The 22,085-nt window shown below is 68.5% G+C and carries 23 protein-coding genes; 8 read left to right on the forward strand and 15 right to left on the reverse strand.

Annotation, left to right across the window (positions count from 1 at the left end):
* Nucleotides 1-8: 8 nt before the first annotated feature.
* The 3 genes from ACVFYP_RS11565 to dctP are packed head-to-tail and all read right to left on the reverse strand — an operon-like array spanning nt 9 to nt 3,055.
* Nucleotides 9-1,382: a TRAP transporter large permease gene (locus tag ACVFYP_RS11565; RefSeq protein WP_499200317.1), complete on the reverse strand. Its 1,374-nt coding sequence runs from the start codon at nt 1,380-1,382 to the stop codon at nt 9-11.
* Entirely contained in the window at nt 1,379-1,978 is a 600-nt protein-coding gene (locus tag ACVFYP_RS11570) for a TRAP transporter small permease subunit (RefSeq protein ID WP_499200318.1), read from the reverse strand. Before ACVFYP_RS11570 ends, ACVFYP_RS11565 begins: the two co-directional genes overlap by 4 nt.
* Before the next feature lie 3 nt (nt 1,979-1,981).
* Nucleotides 1,982-3,055 carry a TRAP transporter substrate-binding protein DctP gene (gene dctP, locus ACVFYP_RS11575; RefSeq protein WP_499200319.1) on the reverse strand — a complete coding sequence of 358 codons (1,074 nt, stop codon included), beginning with the start codon at nt 3,053-3,055 and terminating at the stop codon, nt 1,982-1,984.
* A gap of 410 nt (nt 3,056-3,465) precedes the next feature.
* Here dctP and ACVFYP_RS11580 point away from each other — a divergent pair, with 410 nt between their 5' ends.
* From ACVFYP_RS11580 to ACVFYP_RS11595, 4 genes are read left to right on the forward strand one after another with little or no spacing between them, the layout of a single operon-like run.
* On the forward strand, nt 3,466-3,978 hold the full coding sequence (locus ACVFYP_RS11580; protein WP_499200320.1) for a VOC family protein: 513 nt from the start codon (nt 3,466-3,468) through the stop codon (nt 3,976-3,978).
* A 10-nt stretch (nt 3,979-3,988) separates the two neighbouring features.
* On the forward strand, nt 3,989-4,954 hold the full coding sequence (locus ACVFYP_RS11585) for an ABC transporter substrate-binding protein (RefSeq protein ID WP_499200321.1): 966 nt from the start codon (nt 3,989-3,991) through the stop codon (nt 4,952-4,954).
* A complete protein-coding gene (locus ACVFYP_RS11590) occupies nt 4,951-5,721 on the forward strand; it encodes an ABC transporter ATP-binding protein (protein WP_499200322.1) in 771 nt (256 codons plus the stop codon). Before ACVFYP_RS11585 ends, ACVFYP_RS11590 begins: the two co-directional genes overlap by 4 nt.
* Entirely contained in the window at nt 5,718-6,467 is a 750-nt protein-coding gene (locus tag ACVFYP_RS11595) for an ABC transporter permease (RefSeq protein WP_499200323.1), read from the forward strand. Before ACVFYP_RS11590 ends, ACVFYP_RS11595 begins: the two co-directional genes overlap by 4 nt.
* Here ACVFYP_RS11595 and ACVFYP_RS11600 read toward each other — a convergent pair.
* Entirely contained in the window at nt 6,464-7,606 is a 1,143-nt protein-coding gene (locus tag ACVFYP_RS11600) for an FAD-dependent oxidoreductase (RefSeq protein WP_499200324.1), read from the reverse strand. The two genes, ACVFYP_RS11595 and ACVFYP_RS11600, sit on opposite strands and share 4 nt — an antisense overlap.
* Before the next feature lie 64 nt (nt 7,607-7,670).
* Between ACVFYP_RS11600 and atzD the strand changes: the two genes are divergently transcribed.
* Nucleotides 7,671-8,735 carry a cyanuric acid amidohydrolase gene (gene atzD, locus ACVFYP_RS11605; protein WP_499200325.1) on the forward strand — a complete coding sequence of 355 codons (1,065 nt, stop codon included), beginning with the start codon at nt 7,671-7,673 and terminating at the stop codon, nt 8,733-8,735.
* A 3-nt stretch (nt 8,736-8,738) separates the two neighbouring features.
* Here atzD and ACVFYP_RS11610 read toward each other — a convergent pair whose 3' ends face one another.
* Genes ACVFYP_RS11610 through ACVFYP_RS11640 form a run of 7 tightly spaced genes read right to left on the reverse strand, consistent with a single transcriptional unit; the run spans nt 8,739 to nt 15,988 of the window.
* Nucleotides 8,739-9,746 carry an ABC transporter substrate-binding protein gene (locus tag ACVFYP_RS11610; RefSeq protein WP_499200326.1) on the reverse strand — a complete coding sequence of 336 codons (1,008 nt, stop codon included), beginning with the start codon at nt 9,744-9,746 and terminating at the stop codon, nt 8,739-8,741.
* Between the two features lie 15 nt (nt 9,747-9,761).
* A complete protein-coding gene (locus ACVFYP_RS11615) occupies nt 9,762-10,679 on the reverse strand; it encodes an ABC transporter permease (RefSeq protein ID WP_499200327.1) in 918 nt (305 codons plus the stop codon).
* A complete protein-coding gene (locus tag ACVFYP_RS11620) occupies nt 10,676-11,542 on the reverse strand; it encodes an ABC transporter permease (RefSeq protein WP_499200328.1) in 867 nt (288 codons plus the stop codon). The genes ACVFYP_RS11615 and ACVFYP_RS11620 overlap by 4 nt, the downstream gene beginning before the upstream one ends.
* Nucleotides 11,535-12,317: an ABC transporter ATP-binding protein gene (locus ACVFYP_RS11625; RefSeq protein WP_499200329.1), complete on the reverse strand. Its 783-nt coding sequence runs from the start codon at nt 12,315-12,317 to the stop codon at nt 11,535-11,537. Before ACVFYP_RS11625 ends, ACVFYP_RS11620 begins: the two co-directional genes overlap by 8 nt.
* A complete protein-coding gene (locus ACVFYP_RS11630; protein WP_499200330.1) occupies nt 12,310-14,643 on the reverse strand; it encodes a molybdopterin cofactor-binding domain-containing protein in 2,334 nt (777 codons plus the stop codon). Before ACVFYP_RS11630 ends, ACVFYP_RS11625 begins: the two co-directional genes overlap by 8 nt.
* Nucleotides 14,640-15,098 carry a (2Fe-2S)-binding protein gene (locus ACVFYP_RS11635; RefSeq protein ID WP_499200331.1) on the reverse strand — a complete coding sequence of 153 codons (459 nt, stop codon included), beginning with the start codon at nt 15,096-15,098 and terminating at the stop codon, nt 14,640-14,642. Before ACVFYP_RS11635 ends, ACVFYP_RS11630 begins: the two co-directional genes overlap by 4 nt.
* A complete protein-coding gene (locus tag ACVFYP_RS11640; RefSeq protein ID WP_499200332.1) occupies nt 15,095-15,988 on the reverse strand; it encodes an FAD binding domain-containing protein in 894 nt (297 codons plus the stop codon). Before ACVFYP_RS11640 ends, ACVFYP_RS11635 begins: the two co-directional genes overlap by 4 nt.
* Before the next feature lie 137 nt (nt 15,989-16,125).
* Here ACVFYP_RS11640 and ACVFYP_RS11645 point away from each other — a divergent pair, with 137 nt between their 5' ends.
* Nucleotides 16,126-16,692, forward strand: coding sequence for a nucleoside 2-deoxyribosyltransferase (locus ACVFYP_RS11645; RefSeq protein WP_499200333.1), 567 nt, complete (start codon nt 16,126-16,128; stop codon nt 16,690-16,692).
* Here ACVFYP_RS11645 and ACVFYP_RS11650 read toward each other — a convergent pair.
* The 4 genes from ACVFYP_RS11650 to ACVFYP_RS11665 all read right to left on the reverse strand — a co-directional run bounded on the left by ACVFYP_RS11650 (nt 16,637) and on the right by ACVFYP_RS11665 (nt 19,651).
* Entirely contained in the window at nt 16,637-17,143 is a 507-nt protein-coding gene (locus tag ACVFYP_RS11650) for a MarR family winged helix-turn-helix transcriptional regulator (protein ID WP_499200334.1), read from the reverse strand. The genes ACVFYP_RS11645 and ACVFYP_RS11650 overlap by 56 nt on opposite strands.
* Before the next feature lie 127 nt (nt 17,144-17,270).
* The gene (locus ACVFYP_RS11655) at nt 17,271-17,459 is read right to left on the reverse strand and encodes a hypothetical protein (protein WP_499200335.1); all 189 of its coding nucleotides are present in this window, start codon (nt 17,457-17,459) and stop codon (nt 17,271-17,273) included.
* A gap of 3 nt (nt 17,460-17,462) precedes the next feature.
* Nucleotides 17,463-18,695, reverse strand: a complete 1,233-nt coding sequence (locus tag ACVFYP_RS11660; protein ID WP_499200336.1) for a Gfo/Idh/MocA family protein — start codon at nt 18,693-18,695, stop codon at nt 17,463-17,465.
* On the reverse strand, nt 18,692-19,651 hold the full coding sequence (locus ACVFYP_RS11665) for a PDR/VanB family oxidoreductase (RefSeq protein WP_499200337.1): 960 nt from the start codon (nt 19,649-19,651) through the stop codon (nt 18,692-18,694). The genes ACVFYP_RS11660 and ACVFYP_RS11665 overlap by 4 nt, the downstream gene beginning before the upstream one ends.
* 124 nt (nt 19,652-19,775) lie before the next feature.
* On the opposite strand from ACVFYP_RS11665, the gene ACVFYP_RS11670 reads away from it, so the two are divergent.
* Both ACVFYP_RS11670 and ACVFYP_RS11675 read left to right on the forward strand, forming a co-directional pair.
* On the forward strand, nt 19,776-21,089 hold the full coding sequence (locus ACVFYP_RS11670; RefSeq protein ID WP_499200338.1) for a Rieske 2Fe-2S domain-containing protein: 1,314 nt from the start codon (nt 19,776-19,778) through the stop codon (nt 21,087-21,089).
* Between the two features lie 3 nt (nt 21,090-21,092).
* Complete coding sequence (locus ACVFYP_RS11675; protein ID WP_499200339.1) at nt 21,093-22,085, forward strand: PhnD/SsuA/transferrin family substrate-binding protein; 993 nt, start codon at nt 21,093-21,095, stop codon at nt 22,083-22,085.

Consider the following 22,085-nt stretch of genomic DNA (forward strand, 5'->3'; position numbering starts at 1 on the left):
CGGCGTCCTTATGGCCCCACGGCGCTGGGTAGCCACAATGCGATGCCGGGCATGAGCATCAGCAGGCCGATGGCCAGGATATAGACGGTGACGAAGGGCAGCACGCCGACGAAGACATCGCCGATGCCCCGCCCATCCTTGCGCAGCCCTTGCAGCACATAGAGCACCGTGCCGTCCGGCGGGCTGATCAGCGCGATCTCCACCAGCATGGTGACAACGACGCCGAACCAGATGGGGTCGTAGCCCAGCGCGACCACCACCGGAAAGATGACCGGGATGGTGGTGATGATCATGGAAAAGCCCTCCATGAAAGTGCCGAGCGCCAGGTAGAAGCCGATGATCAGTGCCATGATGACCCAGGCCGGCAAGGGCAGGCCGGAGACCAGCGCCGACATCATCTGCGGCACCCCGAGAAGGGTGATGATGTAGTTCAGCACATAGGCGCCGAGGAGGATCAGCCCGATCATCGCCGTGTTGCGTGCCGTGGCCTCGGCGCAGGCGTGCAGCATGCGCAGCGAAAAGCGGCGCTCCACGATGGCGATGACGATCGCCGCCACCACGCCCAGCGCGGCCGATTCCGTGGGCGTTGCCAGGCCCGCATAGATGGTGCCCAGCACGATCAGGATCAGCACGATGGTGGGAAGCAGATCCACCAGGCCGCGGAGCTTGACGTTGAGTGGAACAGGTTCCCCGGGTGGCGGCGCGCTTTTGCGGTTGAGCAGGATGACGCCGATGAAGGCCAGCATCACCAGGATGCTCGGCCCGACCGCCGCCAGATACAGCGCGCCAACCGAGGTCTCGGTGATCAGCGCATAGATGATGAAAGTGATGCCAGGCGGAATCAGGTTGCCGAGCGCGCCCCCCGCCGCCAGTGAACCCATCACCATCTTCGGATCATAGCCCTTGCCCTGGAAGAAGGGCATGGCGACCGAGCCCATCGTCGCCGCGGTGGCGACGGAGGAGCCCGAGATGGCGGAGAAAACGCCGGAGGCGACGATATTGGTGTGCAGCAACCCGCCCGGCATGCGGTCCAGCCACAGGTTCAGCGAGCGGTACAGCCGCTCCGACAGCCCGGCCCGCAGCAGGATCTCGCCCATCAGCAGGAACAGTGGCACGGCAACGAGGACGAAGGAGGAGGAAGGCCCCCAGATGGTCTGCCCCAGGAAGGTCCAGAACGGCCGGTCGGAGAAGGCGAATCCGGCCAGCAACCCCAGCACGCCCAATGCCGCGCCGACATAGATCCCGGCGGCGAAGAAGGTGATGAAGACGCCGAGCAGCAGCAGCACGCCGGTCCAGGGAATCTCAGGGCCCTGGCTGACGCCCGTCATCGACAGGACAAGGAAAACCGCGATCAGGACGACGATGAATACAACGGCGATCATCGGCGCGCCTCCGCCTCGGCCAGGGCATCCAGCGCTTCCTGCGCTTCCTCCACATAACCGCGGGAGGAAAGATTGCGTTCCAGCTGGGACGCTTCGCCGGCCAGGGCCAGCAGCAGGTTCTCGAACAGCATGGTGGCGATCTGCACCAGGAAGACGATCAGGCCGAAGGCCCAGAGCCCCTGCGGAATGGCCAGGGGGGTGCGCAGCAGGCTAATGTCGGTGGCGCCGAACAGCAGTGATTCATCCACCAGGTCCCATGCTCCCTTGGCGACAAAGGCCATCAGGAGCCCCAGCAGCAGCAAAGACAGCAGGTGCAGCCAGATGCGCGCCGGCTGGGGCATCCGGTTCACCAGCATGTCGATGCGCACATGGCTGCGGGTGTTCAAGGCATGTCCCAACCCCCAGGACAGCCCAAAGGCCAGCATATAGCCCGTGATCTCCGTGGTGGACTGGGTGCTGAAGCGAAAGATCGACCGCGCCAGCACCTCGAAGGCAATGAAGAAGGCGCAGAGCACGAAGCCCCAGCCGGCGGCGAGGCCCATCAGCGATGAAAGCGCGCCAACGGCGCGCCGCAGGCGGGTGGCGACGTGCAGCATGCTCTACTGCGCCGTGTAGCGAACGCCGGAGATCGGCGCGACGATGCGGTTGTAGGTTTCACCACAGGCCGCGCCGCAGCGACGCACGAAGGCGGGCAGCACGTTGTTGGTCAGCACGCCGCGCAGAGTCACCAGATCCTCCGGCGTCGGGCGCGTGACCGTCATCGGGCGGGTCTCTACCAACCGGCCGATGGAACAATTGGCACGCTGGCCGATATTGCAGGAGATGCCGTCTTCCGAGGCCTCATCGCCCAGCTTCCACTGCGCATCCACCACTTCGGACATCACCTGCGTCAGCAGTTCCCGCGCCGGGGCATCCAGGCGGTTGTACCAGGCGAGGTTGACGAAATAGCCGTAGGTCGACCAGGCGACCGGCAACGCATACATATGCGTCGTCACCTCATACCAGCGCGCGGCATTGCCCGAGCCAGTGCCGGTGATGGCGCAATCCACCACGCCGCGTTCCAGGGAGGGATAGACCTCCGGGAAGCCGATGCCGACGGCCTGTCCGCCGATGGCGCTGACGAAGTCGTTGATGCTGCCGCCGCCGGTGCGGATGCGGCGGCCGCGCAGCGCCGCCAGGCTCTCCGCCTTCTCGCGGCAGAACAGCACCTGCGCCGGATAGGGCGCGACGCCCAGCAGGCGCACGCCGAAGCGCTCCAGCGCCCGGTTCATGTCGGGCAGCAGGGCCTCGCCGATCTGGCGCGCCTGCTGGATGGTGGGGTTCAGCCCGGCGAGGTCCGCCATGTCCAGCAAGGGCACGTCGCCCGCCACGGTGTTCAGCGGCGCCGCGCCGATCTCGATCTGGCCGGAGCGGGTCAGGCGGATCAGTTCCGGCCCGTTCAGATTGCGCTCGGGCCAGGTGGCGATGGTGACGCGGAAGCGGCCGTTGCTGCGCTGCTGCAAGGCGTCGCGCAGCAGCGGCACGTCCACGCGCGTGTATTGCGGCTGCTGCGGATTCGGCTGTGTCACGGCCTGCAGGTTGATCGGCGCCTGCGCCGCGGCGGCGCCAGCGAGCAACGTCGCCCCCATGGTGGCACCGAGCAGCGTGCGGCCCCAATTCGTCAGCTTTTTCATGATGTCCCTCGTCCCCCTGTTCATGGAAGCCACGCTACAGCGCGGCCCGTTGGCTGTTGTGCCGAGTCGTCGCCAGCTTGCCCCGCATGCGGCCCGCGGCAGGGAAAGATGAATGTCCTGTCATTTGTCCTGCCGATGCGGCGCTGCGCCCTGCATCGGACGGGGCTCGGGCGGCGGCGTCATCGGACATGCGGACTCAATCCCTCTCACGGGACTGCGATGATGACGAAGCTGGCGCAGTTCGCAATCGTCAATGTTGCTGCGACGCAGCATCACTGGGCGGGTCTGCCGCCTCCCGCGCCACCTTCTGGCATGGATATGCCCAGGCCGTGGTCAGCCTGGTCGGAACCTGCGGGTGATCCCTGGCACGGCAGTTGCTGGTGTCTGCTGCAAATTCAGCCGGAGCGGCAATGACGGAGCCTTCGGACGACGCGGCGATCACCGCTGGCCTGTTCCATGTGGCGGTGAAGACCAATGACTTGGCCGGCACCGTTGCCTTCTACACGCGCGTCATCGGGTTGCGCCCCGTGGCGCGGCCGGATTTCGGCTATCCCGGCGCTTGGCTCGCCGTGCCGCTGCCGGGTGGTGGCGCCATTCTGCACATCTATGCCGGCGGCCCGGCGCTGGGGCCGGAGGGCCGTGCGCCGATTGGCACGGGTGCCATCGACCATGTCTCGCTGAGCTGCCACGGCTATCACGCCTATATCGCGCGCTTTCGCGCGGCCGGACTCGACTGGCGCGAGTTCCTCGTGCCCGGGACGCAGCTCTGGCAGCTTTTCGTACACGACCCCTCCGGCGTGCAGCTCGAGCTGACCTTCGATGGCGCGGCGGAAGCCGGACCGCCGCCGGACATGTCCGAGGGCCGCCGCTACATCGCCGGCGCCAGTTTCCACGACCCCGCCACCTATCCCGCTTTGTCCTGAGGATGCGCCCATGATCCGCCGCCGCAAGCTGCTGCTCGCCGCCCTCGCCACACCCGCCATTGCCCAGGCCCAGGCGGCCGACCGCGTGCGGGTCGCGGTCTTCAACGTGTCCTCCGCACTGCCTTACTACGTGGCTGTAGAGCGCGGCTTCTTCGCGGCGGAGGGCATCGAGGCCAGTGCTGTGCCCTTGCAGGCCGCGCCGCTGATCGTGCAGGCGATGGTCTCCGGCGATGTGGAGGCTGCGTCGAACCTGGTGACGCTGGAAGGCGCCAATATCAACAGCCGGCGCGCCAATACCGCCGTCTATATCGCGCTGAACGGCCAGAATGCCCGTTACCAGATGGAGCAGTTCATCGTCCGTCCGCAATCCACGGCGCAGGGCATTCGCGATCTGAAGGGCGCGCGCATCCTCTCCGCCCCCGGCCCGGCCAATCTTTCCGCCGCGCGGGCCGTGCTGGCGGCGAATGGGTTGCAGGAGGGGCGCGACTACACCATCCAGGAACAGCAGATGGGCGTGCATGTCGGGGCGCTGGCCGCCGGCACTTTCGATGCGGCCTATACGCTGGAACCCGTCGCCACCATCGCCGAACGCGCCGGCGCCGCGCGGCGGCTGGAAGCGGGCGTGATCGCCACGCATCTGCTGGGCCGGGCGGAGGCGCAGGCTTTTGCGGCCGGCGCGGCGCTGACCGGCAAATTCCTGCAGGAAAAGCCGGATGTCGCGCGCCGCTTCGCCAGCGCCTGGTCCAAGGCCTGCGCGCTGATCACCTCGGATGCTGCCAGCGTGCGGCCGCTGCTGGTGCAGCACATGCAGACCTCGGCGGAGCTGGCGCCGACCGTGCCGCTGGTGAACTTCGTGATGGTGCGGGACCTCTCGCCGCAGGACATCGCGGATTTCCAGAAGTTCGTGGATCTCGCCGTGGCGCAGGGCGTGGTGCGCAGCGCGATTCCCGTCGGCAGCTTCCTGCGCGCGCTGTGAAGCTGAGCCCCCGCGAGACCGCGATCACCATCCGTGGTCTGCGCAAGGCCTTTGGCGGGCAGCCGGTCTATTCGGGCTTCGACCTGGATGTGAAGCGTGGCGATATCCTCGCCATCTTCGGCCCGAATGGCTGCGGCAAATCCACGCTGATCAACATGGCGGCCGGTCTGCTGCCGAGGGATGGCGGCGAGATCCTGTATGACGGGCGCGATGTTTCCGAGATCCGCGTCGGCTACGTCTTCCAGAATTACCGGGAGGCGCTGTTCCCCTGGCGCCGTGCCGCCGACAATATCCGCTACCCGCTGCGCCGCATGGGACTGCCCAAGGCGCAGGTGGAACGCCGGCTGCTGTCGCTCTCCGAGCGCTTCCGGGTGCGCTTCGACCTGAACCGCTATCCCTATGAGCTTTCCGGCGGGCAGCAGCAGCTGGTCTCCATCATGCGGGCGCTGGCGGTGGAGCCGGAGGTGCTGTTCCTGGACGAACCCTTCTCCGCGCTGGATTTCGAGACGACCCTGTCGCTGCGCGACCTGTTGCAGCGCGTGCTGAAGGACCTCGGCGTCACCACCATCCTGGTCTCGCATGACCTGGAGGAATCCATCGTGCTGGCTGACCGGCTGCTGATGCTGACGCGCCGCCCCACCACTGTTGCGGATGACGTGCCCATCACGCTGCCCTGGCCCAGGCTGGCGGAGGCGTTGGCGGCGCCCGACTTCATGGCCCTGAAGGCACGCTGCCTCGATGTCTTCCAGCGCGCGGTGGCGGCATGAAGGCGCTGACCGCACCGGTGCTCGGCGCCGTTGGCTTCATACTGCTATGGCAGGTGGCGGTCTGGCTGCGCGTCGCCGACCCCATCCTGCTGCCACCCCCGGCCGAGGCCTTCACCGAAACCTGGCGGGGCTTCGCGGGTGGCACGCTGGCGCATGATACCTGGCGTACCGTGCAGCGCACCGGCCTCGCCTTCCTGATCGCGACCGCCATTGGCGTGCCGCTGGGCGTGGCGCTGGGCGCGCAGGAGAAGCTGTATCGCGGCGTCGAGTTCATCGTGGATTTCTTTCGCTCCACCCCGGCCTCCGCGCTGTTCCCGCTGTTCCTGATCCTGTTTGGACCCGGGGAGGGCACAAAGATCGCGGTGGCCGCTTTCGGCGCGGCGCTCGTTATCCTGTTCAACGCGGCTTATGGCGTCATCAATGCGCGGCGCACCCGCGTGCTGGCGGCGCAGATCATGGGGGCCTCCGGCCCGCGCATCCTGGTGGATGTGCTGATCTGGGAGGCGCTGCCGCAAATCCTGGTCGGCATGCGCAGCGGTATTTCGCTGGCGCTGGTCATCGTGGTGGTGGCGGAGATGTTCATCGGCTCCACCGATGGCCTCGGCCACCGCGTCATCAATGCGCAGATGCTGTTCGAGAGTGGGCTGATGTATGGCGTGATTTTTGTCGCCGGCGCCCTCGGCTACCTGCTGAACCTCACTTTTCTACTGATTGAAAAGCGCTTCGTGCATTGGTCGGGACGCTAATCGACTTCCGTGTAGAGCGTCCGCAGCCTGTCCAGAAATTCTGGCCCCGTCTTCTTCCGGGTGCCGGCCACCACATCGGCCGGCGGCAGCAGCGTGTCAGAGGCGGCGAGCGAAAAGTCCCGCACGAAATCAACCCGTGCATCGCGTGCCGTCGCCACCGCCGCGGCATCGCCACCCGCCCGCAGCACCCGCGCCGCCACCACGCCGCATTCCACCGCTTGGGTCGCGCCCTGGCCGAGCGTCGGCACCATGGCCTGCGCTGCATCGCCCAGGAACAGCGCGCGGCCGTCCAGCGCATGGCGCAGCACCGGCACGGTGGCGGAGCGGGCCCAATGGATGTCCGGCAGATGCGCCGCGATCTTGTCCAGCATCCAGGCGACGGCCGGGCAGGGCGCACCATCTGCCGGCGTGAACAGCGCGCGCTGGGCCTCCGCCGTCTTCATCGCCTCGGGAATCTGACCCTCGACCGGCAGGGGAAAGGTGCCGGCGATATAGACGGCGCCGCCGGGCACCCGGAAGGACAGCAGCCGGGCATTGCCGTTGAACCACTGGCCGTAATCGTCATAGGGGCAATCCGCCGCATCGGTCACCAGCAGCCGCCAGATGCACACGCCGAGCAGCGTGCCCTCCGGCTCCCCCGCCGCCAGCGCGCGTAGCCGGCTGTAGCGGCCATCGGCGCCAACCAGCAGGTCGAACCCGTCTTCCCGCCGCAGCCCATCAGCTGTGCGGAACACCGGCACCAGCCGGCCCGCCGCGTCCTCCTCCAGCGCTTCCAGCGCATGCCCGTTGCGCGTGCAGCCTGCCACAGGCGCGCGCAACAGCCGGTAAAGCTCGGACCAGCGAATGCGCAGGCCCGGCTCCTCCGCCACCGACAGCATGTCGAGGTCGAAGAGCCGCGTGCCATCCGTCAGGTCCACGAACCAGCGGTGCCAGGGCAGCGAGGCCTCGCGCAGCGCCGCATGGCGCGCCGGCATGTGCAGCCGCAGCGCCTTCAGCGCATTGGGGCCGATGTTCAGCCCGGTGCCGGCCTCCGCCTGGTCGCCCGGCGCCACACGCTCGAAGGCGGTCACGTCGAAGCCGGCGAGCCCCTCCGCCAGCAGGCTGCCCGCGACGCCGGTGCCGATGATGCCGATGCGCATGAAGTCTGTCCCGTAATCCGTGCGAAGCGGTGCAATCGCCGCGCCAGGGCATTATGCTCCCGCCATGCCCAGCCTCGCTATCCACCGACTGCCCATGGCCCATCCGGGCGATCTTTCCGCCTTGGCCGCGCTGATTGCGGCCGGCGCCGTTCGTGCCGGCGATATCCGGGCGGTGATCGGCAAGACCGAGGGCAATGGCGGGCTGAACGATTTCACGCGCGGCTTCTTCACCCAGTCGCTGATGCTGCTTCTGGCACGGGAGACGGGGGAGGACGCGGCGGCGCTTTCCGCCCGCATCCCCTGCGTGCTGTCGGGCGGGACGGAGGGGGCGCTTTCCCCCCATTACCTGGTCTTCGTCGTGGACCCGGCCGGTTCCGGCCCCCGCGGCCTGGCGCTGGGCACGGCCTTCAGCCCACCGACATCCGCGGCGGAAATCGGCCGCGATGCGCAGATCGCCGCCGTGGTCCAGGCGGTGCGCGATGCCATGGCCGACGCCGGAATCACGCGGGTGGAGGATGTGGCGCTGGTGCAGGTGAAGGCGCCCTGTGCCCAGGCGCCGGGGCCGGACGCCCGCAGCACCGACCCCCGCCTGCTGATGGCCCTGTCCCGCGCCGCTGCCGCGCTAGGCGTGGCGCTGGCCTTGGGCGATGTGGCGGAGGCCGGGGAGGCGGATCTGCTGCGCGACCTTACCAAGTATTCCAACCGCGCCAGCATCTCTTCCGGCATCGAGGTGGTGGCGAATGAGGTGGTGGTCTTCGGTCATGCCGAAGGTTGGGCGCCCGGCCTGACTGCCGGCGTCGCGCCCATGGTGGACCTGCTGGACCTGCCGGGCGTCGTCGCCGCCTTCCACGCGGCCGGGCTGCCCGCCGATCCCTCGGTGCCCGCAGATCAGCGCCATCGCGTCCTGGGCGTGATCGCCAAAGGCGAGCCGGAGAAGGCTGGGCATATCCGGGGCGCCCGGCACACCATGCTGGGCGATACGGACCTCGATGCCCAGCGGCATCTGCGCGGCGCGCTGGGCGCCATCGTCGCCAGCGTGGCCGGCGACGGGCAGGTCTTCGTCAGCGGCGGGGCGGAGCATCAGGGGCCACCGGGCGGCGGCCTCGTCTGCGTTTTCGCCAGCGGCTGAGAATTACCGCGCGGCGTCCACCACCGCATGCGTCCAGGCGCCAGTCGGCGCGCGGCTGATGACGGGGGATTCGCCGCCGGAGGAAAGCAGGGTCTGCACCGTGCGCTCATAATCCGCGGGGTCCAGCCGGCCGCCGCCGGTGGTGTCCAGCAGCTTGGCGATTTCGGCCATCATCCGGCGCTGATGCGCCTCCGTCTGCGCGCCGGAGGCATCGTTATCCAGCACGATCGCCGCCGCCGCATCCGGGTTCTGGCGCGCCCAGTCCCAGCCCTGCATGGAGGCGCGGACGAAGCGGCCCATGCGCGCCACGAAGGCCGCATCGGTCAGGCGGCTTTCCAGCACATAGAGGCCATCCTCCAGCGTTGCCACGCCCTGATCGGCGTAGCGGAAGACGGTCAGCTGGTCCGGGCGGAAGCCGCCATCGATGACCTGCCAATATTCGTTATAGGCCATGGTGGACACGCAATCCGCCTGGCGCTGCAGCAGCGGGTCCACGTTGAAGCCCTGGCGCAGCACCCGCACGCCCTGCGGCGTGCCATTGGTCGGCAGATTCAGCCGCGCCATCCAGGCGAGGAAGGGATATTCGTTGCCGGAGAACCAGACGCCCAGTGTCCGCCCGCGCAGATCGGCCGGGGTGCGGATGCCGGTCTCGGCGCGGCAGGTCAGCATCATGCCGGATTGCTTGAAGGGCTGGGCGATGTTGACAAGCGGCACGCCGCGCTCCCGGCTGGCGAGTGCCGCCGGCATCCATTCCACCACCACATCGGCGCGGTTGCCGGCGATGACCTGGGGCGGGGCGATATCAGGTCCGCCCGGATTGATCCGCACATCGAGGCCGGCGGCGCGATACATGCCGCGCGCCTGCGCCACGTAGTAGCCGGCGAATTGCGCCTGGGTGACCCATTTCAGCTGCAGTGTCACACGCTCCTGCGCCTGCGCCTGGGCCTGCGCCGCCGCGCCTCCCGCCAGCAGCCCGAGCCCCACCAGCCCCGCGAGTATCTTCCGTCGCATCCCTGTTTTCTCCTGCTAGCCGTTGCGCACGCTGGGGTGCCAGAAGGTGGCGGCACGTTCCGCCAGCGCGACCAGCCCGTAGAATGCCGAACCCGCCACCGCGGCGACAACGATTTCCGCCCAGACCAGATCGAGCGCCAGCTTCGCTGCCTCCGTCGTGATCCGGAAACCCATGCCCATGGTCGGGCTGCCGAAGAACTCCGCGACGATGGCGCCGATCAGCGCGAGTGGCGCATTCACCTTCAGCGCGGTGAAGATGAAGGGCAAAGCGGCGGGCAGTTTCAGTAGCCATAGGGTCTGGCCTGGTCTGGCGGCGTAGCTGCGCATCAGGTCGCGCTCCAGCGCTCCGGCGGCGGCCAGCCCGGCCACGGTGTTCACCAGCATGGGGAAGAAGGTCATGGCGACGACGACAGCGGCCTTGGACTGCCAGTCGAAGCCGAACCACATGACCATGATGGGCGCGATGCCCACCACCGGCAGCGCCGCGACGAAGCTGCCCAAGGGCAGCAACCCGCGGCGCAGGAAATCCACCCGATCCGCCAGTAGCGCCAGCGCGAAGCCGGCGCCGCAGCCGATCGCATAGCCGGCCAGCACCGCCTTCAGGAAGGTCTGCCCGAAATCCTGCCAAAGCATCGGTGCGGAAACCGCCATGCGCGCGGCGATGGCCGAAGGCGCCGGCAGCAGCACCATCGGTACGCTGAAGCCGACGACCAGCACTTCCCACAAGGCCAGGGCGCTCGCGCCGAAGACAAGCGGGGCGCTAAGGCCCGCAACTCCCTCGCCCGCGCCATCGCCGAGCCGCTGCACCAGCCAGGCGGCGAGGAGCGTCATTGCGCCCGCCCCCAGGCCAATACCGGGCACACCCGCATGCGCCGCCGCGATCAGCCCAGTGAAGCCGGCGGCGACGATCAAGGCCAGCAGGCCGGTCCTCATGCCCGCGCGCCCATGCGCCACGCCACCGCACGCTCCGCGATCCCCAAAAATCCGACCAGCGTGGCGGAGACCAGCGCGGCCATGGCCAGGGCCGACCAGATTTGCAGCGTCTGCCCGAAATAGGACCCCGCCAGCAGTCGCGCGCCCAGCCCCGCCTGCGCGCCGGCCGGTAGTTCCGCCACGATGGCGCCGACCACGGCGGCGGCCATCGCCACCTTCAGCCCGGCGAAGAGATAGGGCAGGGAGGCCGGCAGTCGCAGCTTCCAGAAGACCTGCGCCCGGCTGGCCGACCAGGTGCGCATCAGGTCCAGCGCCATGGCATCCGGCGCGCGAAAACCCTTCACCATGCCGATGGTGACGGGGAAGAAGCAGAGATAGGCGGCGATGATCGCCTTAGGCAGAAGCCCCTCCAGCCCCAGCGTGCCCAGCGCCACGATGACGATCGGCGCCAGCGCCAGCACCGGAACGGCCTGGGAGGCGACGATCCAGGGCATCACGCTGCGTTCCAGCGCCCGCAGATGCACGATGGCCACCGCCAGCACCACGCCGAAACCCACTCCCATGCCGAAGCCGGCCAAAGCAGCCGACAGCGTCACCCAGGCATGGTGCACAAGGCTGCGGCGGGATGTGATGGGCAGCGTCACCGTGGTGCGCCAGAGCTCCTCGATGATCTGGTGCGGCGCCGGCAGCAGCGGGCGCGGCTGCGCCAGGGTCAGCCGGATCATCTCGGTAAGGCCCGGCGTGGCGCCGGCCCGCGCCTGGGTATCCGCCACCAGCTGCCAGTTCATCCAGACGGCGCCGAGATACCAAAGCACGACCAGGGCCGCGCAGACCGTCAGCACCGGCAGGACGGACCTAGACATCATAGGCATGACCCGCCCGCAGCCCGTCCCGCACCCGCTGCGCGATGCGCAGGAATTCCGGGGTCTCGCGAATCTCCAGCGGCCGATCCGGGCCGAGGTCGCAGGGCACGATATCCGTGATCCGCCCCGGCCGCGGCGACATCACCACGATGCGGGTGGAGAGGAACACCGCCTCCGGAATCGAATGCGTTACGAAGACCACCGTTTTCCCGGTCGCAGCCCAGAGCTTCAGAAGCTGTTCGTTCAGGTGGTCGCGGACGATCTCGTCCAGCGCTCCGAATGGCTCGTCCATCAGCAGCAGTTTCGGCTCGATGGCCAGCGCGCGGGCGATGGAGGCGCGCTGCTGCATGCCGCCGGAAAGCTGCCAGGGAAATTTGCGTTCGAAGCCGGAGAGGTTCACCAGATCGAGCTGCGTCTTCGCCCGTGCCGCACGTTCGGCGCGGGGCACGCCCATGATTTCCAGCGGCAGCATGACGTTGCCGAGGATGGTGCGCCATGGATAGAGCGCTGGCGCCTGGAAAACATAGCCATAGTCCCGCGCCAGCCTAGCCTCTTCCGGCGTGCGGCCGTTCACCGTGATGCTGCCGGAAGTGGCGCGTTCCAGATCGGCGATGACCCGCAAAAGCGTGGTCTTGCCGCAGCCGGAGGGGCCGATCAGGGAGATGAACTCGCCCGGTGCGATGTCGAGGTTCACGCCGGACAGCGCATGCACCGGCCCGTCGCGCGTTTCGAAGACCAGCGACAGGTCCTTGGTGGAAATGACGGCGTCAGCCACCCTGCGTGATCTCCCAAAGCCGGGAAGGGCTGAGCGGCATTTCCCGAATCTCGATGCCCTGCGCCGGCAGGTCCAGCGCATCCTCAAGCGCCTGGGCGAACAACGCGCCCACCGGAATTGCGCCCGCCTCGCCCGCGCCCTTCACGCCGAGCGGATTGAGCGGGGAGGGGGTGACGGTGTGATCCAGCCGCATGCGCGGCACGTCGAGCGCCGTGGGGATCAGGTAATCGGCCAGGCTGGCATTCAGCAACTGGCCTTCGGAATCCCATTCCAGCTTCTCGAAGAAGGCATTGCCGATTCCCTGCGCCACACCACCGTGAATTTGGCCGGCCAGGATCAGGGGATTGATCACCGTGCCGCAGTCATGCACCACCACATAGTCGAGAATGGTCGGCCGAAATGTGCCGCGGTCGATCTCCACGATCATCGCATGCACGCCACTCGCCGTGGCGCCGCTGGCTGGGCCGAAATAGCTGGTGGCTTCCAGCCCGGGCTCGGTGCCCGGCGTCACCGCCCCGCGCATCGGATTGGCCAGACCCGCGAGTTTTCCGAGGGTGATGGCGTGGTCGGGTACACCGGCGACATGCACCTTGCCATCGGCGAGGACCAGATCCTCCTCCGCGCATTCGAAATGCATTGCCGCGGTCTTCAAAATCTTTTGGCGCACCACCTTCGCCGCCTCATGCGCCGCGCTGCCGGCGACGACGGCGCCGCGACTGGCAAAGGTGCCGACGCCCCATTGGAACTGGTCGGTGTCGCCCGTCACCACTTCCACGTCGCGGATATCTACGCCGAGCTGTTCGGCGACGACCTGGGCAAAGGCGGTGGCATGGCCCTGGCCCTGGCTGCCGATGCCGGTGGCGAGGCTGACCTTGCCGGAGCCCTGCACCTGCACCCGCGCCCCCTCATAGGGGCCGATGCCGGTGCCTTCCACATAGCAGACCAGGCCGATGCCGAGCGCGCGGCCCTCGGCACGTGCCGCCGGCTGCACACGTGCCAGAAAGTCACCATAGCCAATGGCGTGCAGCGCCTTGTCGAGGATCGGTTCGTAATTGCCACTGTCGTAGCTCAGCCGCGAAAAATCCTGGTAGATCACGCCCTGGTCGAAGGGGAAGGCATCGGCGGCGATGAAGTTGCGCCGGCGGATTTCCGCGCGGTCCAGCCCCAGCGCCCGCGCCGCCATGTCCAGCAGCCGTTCCATGACGAAGACGCCATGCTGCCGGCCGGCGCCGCGATAGGGCGTGACCAGCGTGCGGTTGGTGAAGACGGCGGTGAAGAGGCTGTCATAGGCCGGCACCACATAGCAGCCGAGCAGGGTGCATTGGCTGTTCAGCGGCACCGTCAGCCCATAAGGGTCATAGGCCCCGGTGTCGTGCAGGAACACGTCCTTCACGCCGAGGATTTTTCCCTGCGCATCCAGCGCGATTTCCGCATCGTGAATCTGGCTGCGTTCATGGGTCGTGGCGAAGAAATGCTCCAGCCGGTCCTCGATCCATTTCACCGGACGGCCGAGGCGCATGGCGGCCCAGGGGATCAGCACCTCCTCCGGATAGAACATCATCATCTTCGGCCCGAAGCCGCCGCCGATATTCGGCGCCACCACGCGCACCTGCCGCTCGCTCAGACCCAGCATGGCGGCGAGACCGTTTCGGATGACGACGGGCGCCTGGGTGGTGTCCCACACCGTCAGCCGGTCCGCACGCGGGTCCCAGCTTGCCACCACGCCGCGTGTCTCCATCGGGATGGAGGCGCCGCGGTCATAGGTGAAGCGACGCTTCAGGATCAGATGCGCGGCCTTTGCCGCCGCCGCGTAGTCACCGCGTGCCTGATGCACCCTCGCGGCGACATTGCTGTCCAGGTCATCATGCACAAGCGGCGCGGCGGGTTGCAGAGCGGCTTCCAGATCGCCCACCGCGGGCAACGTTTCCCATTCCACCAGAATGTCGCCGACCGCGTCCTCCGCGACATAGCGGTTTTCGGCAAGCACCATCACCACCGGCTCGCCAACATGCCGCGCCTTGTCGCGCACCAGCGGCACCTGGCAGCGCTGGTAGAAATCCATTCCCGGCACCGGCGGCGGCGGCACCAGCAGCGGGCCAGGCTGCCAGTAGTCACCGAGATCAGCGGCGGTCACCACCGCCACCACGCCGGCCCGCGCCTTGGCGGCTTCCACATCGATGGAGATCAACCGCGCATGGGCATGGGGGCTGCGGAAGAAGGCGACATGCAGCAGCCCGGGCAGCTCCACATCATCGACGAACAGCGCCTCGCCCCGCAGCAGGCGGGGGTCCTCGTTGCGGGTCAGCGGGCGGCCGAAGCTGGTCATGCCGCAACCACCCGCAGCACCGCATCGACAATGTGCTGATAGCCGGTGCAGCGACACAGATTGCCCGACAGCGCTTCCCGGATCTGCGCCTCGTCCGGATGGGGATTCTCGGCCAGGAAGGCGGTCAGCGTCATCAGCATCCCCGGCGTGCAATAGCCGCATTGCAGGCCATGCGCGTCCTGGAACGCCTGTTGCAGCGCGTTGAGCTTGCCCGGCGCCGGCGCCAGGCCTTCCACCGTGCCGATCTCATGCCCCTCCGCCTGCACCGCGAAGGCGAGGCAGGATCGCGCGGGCTCGCCATCCCACAGGATGGTGCAGGCGCCGCAGACGCCGTGTTCGCAGCCGACATGGGTGCCGGTCAGGCCGATTTCGTGGCGCAGGAAGTCGCTGAGCAGCAGACGCGGCTCGACATCCCGTGTGTAAGCCGCGCCGTTCACCCGGATGGTGATCTTCATGCCGCACGCTCCGCCTTAGGATCCCAGGCGCGCTCCGCTGCGACGGCCAAGGCGCGGCCCACCAGCACGCCTGCCAGATGGCGCTGATAGGCGGAGGAGGCCTGCACGCTACCCATCGGATCAATTTCCCGCACAGCCAGCACCGCCGCTTCCGCGAAGGCCCCCGCATCCAGCCGCAGCCCCAGCAGTGCGGCGGCGGCGCCCGGCGCGGCCATGGGCGTCGGCCCGGCGCTGCACAACGCGATCCGTGCCGCCGCACAGCGCCCATCCGGCCCGCGCCGCAGAACCGCCGCCACGCCCATCATGGCGTAGTCGCCGCGCCGCCGCGCCACTTCCAGGAAGGCGGTGCCGCTGCCGGGCGGCAAAGGCGGGATAAGGATCTCCGCCAGCATTTCATCTTCCGCCAGCACCGTCGCCAGCGGCCCCAGAAAGAAATCCGCCGCCGCCACGACCCTTGCCCCGCCTGCCCGTCGCAGCCGGAACCGGGCATCCAGCGCCAGCATCACCGCCGGCATCTCGCTGGCCGGATCGGCATGGGAGAGATTGCCGCCGAGCGTGCCGCGCGTGCGAATCTGCGGATGCGCCACTTCCGCCAGCGCCTCCGCCAGCAGCGGCAGCCGCGCGGCCACCGCGGCATCCCGCTCGATCCGCCGGTAGCGGGCCATGGCGCCGATGCGCAGCGTGCCATCCGCGTCGAACTGGCAGAAGTCCAGATCGACCACTCGGTTGAGATCCACCAGCACGGCCGGCTGCGCCACCCGGAAATTCATCGCCGGCACCAGGGATTGGCCCCCGGCCAGGAAGCGCGCGGCCTCCCCATGCCGGGCCTTCAGGGCCAGCGCCGCATCCAGGGTCTCGGGCGCCTGCCATTCAAAGGGGGCCGGCTTCAAACGGGGTTCCTCATGCCGCAAACCTGCCAGAACCCCGCGTGACCGGACCAGAGGCCTTTTCCGCCAAGGCCCGCCATGCTGGCGCGGGACTGCTCGCCGCTTGCGCGCTTTGCGCGCCGCGTGGTCAGCTTCACCCCATGCCGCTCGCCTATCTCGCCGGACCCGACGTCTTCCTGCCCGACGCGCCTGCCCAGGCCGCCCGCAAATCGGCGATCTGCGCCCGCCATGGCATCACCGCCCTGCCGCCGCTGAATGAGGATGTCGCCTCCCTCGCCAGCATGGCGGAGGCCGAGGCCTGGCGGGTGATCTTCGCCAAGGACCTGGCGATGATGGAAAGCGCCGATCTGGTCATCGCCAACCTCACCCCCTTTCGCGGTGCCTCGGCCGATGCCGGCACGCTGGTCGAACTGGGCTGGTTCCTGGGGCGTGGGCGGCCGATCTTCGCCTATTCCAACAGCACCAAACCTTTCGCCGCCCGCAGCGCGGCGCTGCTGGCGGCGGTGCCTGACCCGATGCCGGGCCTGACCGTGGGCGGTTTCGGCCTGCCGGACAATCTGATGATCCCCGGCGCGGTGGAGCAGGCCGGCGGCCTGCCCATCTTCCTGCCCGACGCCGGTCAGGACCTGCCCTTCGATGCGCTCGAGGTGTTCAGCCGCTGCGTGGCCGCCGCCGCCCGGCAGCTCGGGCTTTCGCCGGCGGGGTAGCGGGCGCGGGCTCCGCCAGATTGGCGCGGGCGCGGCGCAGCAGGCTCAGCAGGGTTTCCACCTCGGCGGCCTCCAGGCCGACCAGCGCCTCGGCGATCACCCCCTTGGCCTCGGGCAGCAGCTTTTCGCGCAGCGCGCGGCCGCTGTCGGTCAGGTGGATATAGACCTTGCGGCGATCGGTCTCGCTGCGTTCCCGGATGATCCAGCCCGCCTCCTCCATCCCGCGCAGGGCGATGACGGCGGTGGGTTCCTGCATGCCGATGCGCTGCGCCAGCTCCCGCTGCGTCAGGCTGTCCTCCTCCCACAGCACGCGCAGGAAGTACCAGGCGCCGAGCGTCGCGCCGCTGGGCTGGATGCGCGCCTGAAGATTCTTCTGGATGGCCCGGTTAAGGTCCCGCACCAGGAAGCCGAGGCTTTGCTCGAACGGCAGCGCGGATTCGCGGTCGCTCACTGTTCTTCCCTCATGCGCCGGGCGCGCGCTCCGCGCGCTTGGCTGCGCGGCACTTGCCGCGGCGGCCGTTCGGCCGCTCGGCCGGCAAAGGAAGCCGGCCGCAGGCGGGACATCATTCGGGGTGGTGTCATCGGGCGCGCGGTCGATTCGCCGCAGCGGTGAGGGTGGCAATCATGTCCTGCTCGGCCGCCGCCGCGCTGCTGTAGCGGGGCGCGGTGCTGACGAAGGGGGTCGGGGACTCAGCCGGCAAGAAAACCTCCAGGAAAAACAAACCGCTGGTGGCATCCTGCTGCGCCTCGATGCGGAGCGTCGGCATGTCTCAAGGTCCTTTCGGCGCCACCTGGTGATGCAGCGCGATCTCCCGCCCTTCGTGGGCGGATTGCAGGATGGCGAGGCAGACCTCCAGCGTGGCCATGCCCCAGGCACCATCCTGCACCGGGGGAATGCCATCCAGCACTGCACTGCACAATGCGTCCCAGACCTCGCCGCGCGGCACGGCGGGCAGCGGCGCCTTGCGAAGGCGGCGCGCGGCATCGCCATGCACCTCCACCCCCTGCGCCGTCAGCCGCAGATCGGCCTGTTCGCAACTGGCGATGACCAGGCCGAACTGGTTGTGGAATTCGGGGGGCTCCAGCGGCGGCAGGCCGGGCGGCTGGCCGGGGGCGCCATAGGTCCGGCTGGCCTTCAGCGCCGCCTCGGCGGCCGCATCAGGCAGCCCGGCCAGGGCGGCACGGGCCAAGCCGTGGCGGCCCGGGTCCTTGCGCTGGCCCATCTCCCCCACCCAGTCGAGGAAGACATCGCTGTCGAAGCGGCCATAGCCGGAATAGGTCAGGTTGGCCGCCGCGCCATTCTCAAAGGCCAGGAAGGCGGCATAAGCGCCCTCCGTCGGCCGCGCCGGGTCCCAGGCGCCGGTCATGGCGCGGACGGATCGCACCAACCCGCCGCCCAGCAGCCGCACCACATCCACCTGATGCGCCCCCTGGCTGAACACCACGCCGCCGCCCTGACTGGTGTCCAATTCCTCCGCTCGCCGGGGGCGATACAGGAAATCGGTGTAGTTCAGCGCGGTGATGAGGCGCGGCGCGCCGACCTCCCCGCTGGCAATCAGCCGCCGCGCCGCCAGCACTGGCCCGTCCTGCGCATGGCTGTGGCCGACCAGCAGATGCACCCCCGCCGCCCTTGCGCGCTCGACCATGGAAGCGGCCTCCGCCAGCGTCACCGCCAGCGGCTTTTCCACCAGGATATGCTTGCGGGCATCGGCGGCGCGGGCGACCTGGGCGGCGTGGAACTGGTGCGGGGTGGCGAGGTAGATCGCCTCGACATTCGGATCGTCGCAGAGCTCGCCAAATTCGGCATAGGAGGGCGCGTCGAAATCGGCGGTGAAGCGGATGCGCGCCTCCGGCCGCGGATCGGCGCAGGCCACAAGCTGGATGCGCGGATGATGCGCCAGCCCCGGCAGCATCAGCATGAAGGCCCGGCCCAGCCCGGCCACGCCGAGCTTCAGCCGGCGCGGTGGCCGCAGGTCCAGCTCCGGCTCGGCGGGTTGGGTCACAGGTCGAGCACCAGACGGGCGCAGCCGGGGGCGGCGCGGGACACGCAGGGCATGATCGCCATGGCCTTCTCATGCTCCATCAGCACCAGGTCGCGATGGTCCACCGCGCCGGCGACCAGGCCGGTGCGGCAGGACCCGCAGGTGCCACTTTCGCAGGAGAATGGCACGGCATGGCCCGCCGCGTGCAGCGCCGCCAGAAGGGTTGTGCCGGCCGGCACGGTCACCTCGCCGCCAGATCGTGCCAGGGCGGCGGTGAAGGCCGTGTCCTCCGGTCGTTTCTGGCCGGAGCCGGCCCCGAAATCCTCGAAATGCACGGCGGCGGAGGACCAGTGGCCGGTCATGTCCCGCACCGCCTGCATCAGCCCGCGCGGCCCGCAGCAATGAATATGGCGGCCCTTGGGCTGTTCCAGGATGGGCCAGAGATCGAAGGCGCGGTCCGGATCGCCGCCGTCATGGTGGATCACCACCTTGCCGCGAAAGGCGGACAGCTCCTCGCGGAAGGCGGTCTCGGCAGGGGAGCGGGTCAGGTAGTACAGCTTCCAGGACGGCCCGCCGGAGGCTTCCAGATGCCGGATCATGGACATGATCGGCGTGATGCCGATGCCGCCGGCAATGAAGACCCGCCCGACCGGTCGCCCTTCCAACGGGAAGTCATTCTGGGGTTCGCCACAGGGCAGCAGGTCCCCGGCCTTCACTCCATCACACAAAGCAAGGGAGCCGCCCTGGCCGGTTGTGTCGCGCTTCACGGCGATGGACCAGGCGGCGACGTCCTCCGGGTCGGAACAGAGCGAATAGCGCCGCACCAATCCACCCGGCAGTTGCACCCGCAGATGCGCGCCGGCGGTAAAGGGCGGCAGGTCCTGGCCTTCGGGATGCGCCAGGTCGAACCGAAAAATGCCGCTGGCGATCTCCGCCGCCGCCATCACCCGCAGGGGCCGAAACGCCGCCTCCGTCATGCTGCCTGCCTCCGCACGCTTTCCATTCACTTAGAAATCTAACTATCTACCGTCAACACCCTCTGGACAGCGCGAAAGGTGCGCCGCATATCTTAGGGACCTAAGCATATCGGGAGGAACCGCCATGCTCACCCAGGCCGAGAACGAGCTGCTGTGCCGCGTCACCGGCGATGCCCCCATGGGCCGCCTGCTGCGCAGCCATTGGCTGCCCGTCTGCCTGTCGGAGGAGGTGGAGGAGGCGGATGGCAAGCCCGTCCGCGTTCAGGTGCTGGGCGAGAAGCTGGTCGCCTTCCGTGACAGCGACGGCCGCCTCGGCCTGGTGGCGGAGGCCTGCCCGCATCGCAAGGCCTCGCTCTATTACGGGCGGAACGAGGAGGGCGGGCTGCGCTGCCTCTATCACGGCTGGAAGGTCGACGTGGAGGGCAATGTCCTCGAAATGCCGAGCGAGCCGCCGGAGGCCTGCGCCGCCGCGAAGTTCAAGCATCCGAGCTTTCCGGTGGAGGAGGCGGGCGGCTTCGTCTGGGCCTTCCTCGGCGACCGTGCCGACATGCCGGAATTCGAACCGCCGCCCTTCGCGCCGACGCCGGCCACCCGCGTGTCCATCGGCAAGACCATGGTGCCCTGCAACTGGGCGCAGATCGTCGAGGGGCAGATCGACAGCGCCCATTCCTCGTCCCTTCATTCCTCCGACATGGTGCCGGCCCGCGTCGGCCGGGCCGGGGCAAGCGCCAAAAGCTGGACGCGGCCTTCGACCGACAAGGCGCCGCGGCTGCAGGTGCAGCTCACCTCCTACGGCTTCCGCTATGCCGCCATCCGCCGCCCGATCACCCAGGCGGCGACGCATGACTATGTGCGCATCACCACCTTCGTCGCGCCGCTGACCTGCCTGATCCCGCCGAACGCCAGCTACAACGTGGCTCAGGTGACGGTGCCGATCGACGACACCCATAGCTGGTTCTACTTCATGGCGTGGGGGGAGGGGCCGGACGTGCCCTCCACGGAGGACTGGCGCAAGTTCCTGGCACTTCAGCCCGGCATCGACGTGGATGCCGACTGGCAGAAGAAGCGGGTGCGGGAGAATGACTACGGGCAGGATCGCCGGTTAATGGCGCTCGGCAATTTCACCGGCATCAAGGGCATCCCGGCCCAGGATATGGCGATGTGGGAAAGCATGGGCCCCATCGCCGACCGCACCAGCGAACGCCTCGGCGCCAGCGATGTCGCCATCGTGCAATGGCGCCGCTTGATGATCGAGGCCGCGCGCGCCTTGGCGGAGGGAGCCCCGGCGCTGGGCCGCACCGAACCGCGCGTGTCGCTGAAGGACATCGCCAGTTTCGAGGGCGTGGTGCCGAAGACCACCGATTGGCGCAGCTTCGGCACGACGGAGATGGAGCGCGAGCTTTTCGTCAGCGCCCCGTCCTCCATCGCGGCGGAATAACGCATGTCGAAGCTTCAGCTTTCCATCGCCATCGGCCCCTATGACCGCATGCGCCCCCTGGTGGATGGGGAGGTGCAGATCGATGCCGTCGATCCGCAATTCATGCTGCTGGAGCCGGAGGAGATCTTCTTCCGCGCCTTCCGGCATGAGGCCTTCGACATCTGCGAATTGTCGCTGTCTTCCTATTCCGTGCGGGTCGCCAAGGGGGACTCGCCCTACATTGCCGTGCCGGTCTTCCCCTCCCGCGCCTTTCGCCACACCTGCATCGTGGTGCGGACGGATCGTGGCATCGGGAAGCCCGCCGATCTGCGCGGGAAGCGCATCGGCATCCCGGAATACCAGCTCACCGCCAATGTCTGGGCGCGGGCGATCCTGGAGGAGGAGTACGGCGTCGCCCCCGCCGAGGTCACCTGGGTGCGCGGCGGCTATGACACCCCCGGCCGCGTTGAGAAAATTTCGCTCACCCTGCCGCCCGGCGTGGTGGTCGAGAATGCGCCGGAAGGCGCCACCATTTCCGGCATGCTCGCGGCGGGCGAGTTGGACGGCGTGATGGGGCCGCGCGCACCCTCCTGCTTCGAACGGGGCGAGCCGAACATCGACTGGCTGTTCCCGGACCCGACGGCGGAAGCCCAGGCCTGGTTCCGCAAGACCCGCATCTTCCCGGTGATGCATGTGCTCGGCATCCGCAAGACGCTGGTGGAGCGCCACCCCTGGCTACCCGCCGCGGTCCAGAAAGCCTTCGAGAAGTCGAAGTCCGTGGCTCTGGCCAAGCTGGCTGACACCTCCGCCACCAAGGTCACGCTGCCCTTCGTCGAGGAAAACCTGCGCGCCGCCCGTCGGCTGATGGGGGACGACTTCTTCTCCTACGGCCTGGCCGCAAACCGCCATGTCTTCGACTGGTTCCTGCGCCACCATCACGCGCAGGGCCTGTCCAGCCGGTTGCTGGTGCCGGAGGAGCTGTTCCACCCCAGCACGCTGGAAGCCCACAAGATCTGA

The organism is Roseomonas sp. F4, from assembly GCF_053891155.1.